Raw genomic sequence first — 1,214 nt, 5'->3', positions numbered from 1 at the left:
GCCCCGCACCTGTCGTCGGTTGCCGTCGGCACCCGACTSCGCGGGCAGGGGCTCGGCCGCACGATCGTCGGCGCCATCACGCGACGGGCCGTCGCCGAGGCCGGGGTCTGCACCCTGGGGATGTACTCGCACAACCAGGTCGCCCGCAGCCTCTACCTCTCGCTGGGCTACGACCGGCTCTGCGCCTGGTCGAGCCGCCCGGTCGTCATCGACCGCTGACCCACTTCCGGCGGACGGGTGTCTCAGGCGAAGTCCGCTGCCACGACCTTCCGGTCGGCCTCCTGCACCAGGACCACCCAGTTGCCCGAGTTGTCGCGGCATACGGCCTCGGTGCCGTAGGGCCGGGCCGAGGGCGGCTGGAGGAACTCGACGCCCTTCGCGGTCAGCTCGGCATAGGTCTTCTCGCAGTCGTCCACGGAGAGCCCCAGGCCGTTGAGGCCGCCGGCGTCGAGGGCCCGCCGCATCGCGGTGACGAGCTCGTCCGGGAAGGGCGGTCCGGGGATCGCGAGGCTGACCTGGAGCTCCGGCTGGTTGGGGTGGACGACGGTGCACCAGCGGTAGCCGTCGCCGAGGGTGATGTCGTCCTTCTCCTCGAACCCGAGGACGTCGACGTAGAAGCGCTTCGACTCGTCGACGTCCTTGACGAAGACGCTGACGATGGAGATGTTCGTGATCATGGGTCCACGCTAGGGCGGCTCCGGGTCCGCCCGCTTCTCCCCCGTTGCGGAACGCTCGGCCAGACCCCACATGAAGATGACGCACCCGGGGATGTGCGGCGCGCCCGTTGCGGCATACCGCGCCTGGAAGCTGCTCGGGCTCTCCCCGACGACCGCACGGAAGCGGCTGCTGAACGACCCGAGGCTCGAGAAGCCCACCGCGTGACAGACCTCGGTGACGGTGAGGTTGGTCGAGCGCAGCAGGTCCTGCGCCCGCTCGATCCGCCGCATCGACACGTACTCGGCGGGCGTGAGCCCGTAGGTCGCCCGGAAGAGGCGGAGGAAGTGGAACTTCGAGAGCCGGGCCTCCGCGGCGAGCGCCTCGAGGTCGAGCGGCTCGGCGAAGTCACGGTCGGCGACGTCGCGGGCGCGACGGAGGTGGACGAGCACGTCGTCCGGTGCGCGTACGCTTCGCTCCGCCACGACCCCATCCTGCCCCGAGCGGCCCCCCGTCGTGGACCGGTCCCAGCGTTGCGGATGCCGTCCGCCCGGCTCCAG

At 71.1% G+C, this 1,214-nt stretch carries 3 protein-coding genes; 1 reads left to right on the top strand and 2 read right to left on the bottom strand.

Annotated features, from left to right (window positions below; genetic code table 11):
• Positions 1 to 219 (top strand): GNAT family N-acetyltransferase (locus tag AC1DP0_RS22045; RefSeq protein WP_478088752.1); only part of this gene is annotated, 219 nt, incomplete at its 5' end.
• Between the two features lie 23 nt (positions 220 to 242).
• Here the strand turns inward: AC1DP0_RS22045 and AC1DP0_RS22040 are convergent.
• Entirely contained in the window at positions 243 to 677 is a 435-nt protein-coding gene (locus AC1DP0_RS22040; protein WP_478088750.1) for a VOC family protein, read from the bottom strand.
• Between the two features lie 9 nt (positions 678 to 686).
• Positions 687 to 1,139, bottom strand: coding sequence for a helix-turn-helix domain-containing protein (locus tag AC1DP0_RS22035; RefSeq protein ID WP_478088748.1), 453 nt, complete (start codon positions 1,137 to 1,139; stop codon positions 687 to 689).
• Between the last annotated feature and the right edge of the window lie 75 nt (positions 1,140 to 1,214).

It is taken from the genome of Terrabacter sp. P5_B1 (assembly GCF_056400505.1).
Note: the sequence above shows the minus strand (reverse complement) of the source record. Positions and strands in the feature narration are given on the sequence as shown.

Coding starts and splice junctions, on each gene's coding strand:
- AC1DP0_RS22040 (WP_478088750.1), bottom strand. CDS start 677: ATGATCACGAACATCTCCATCGTCAGCGTCTTCGTCAAGGACGTCGAC.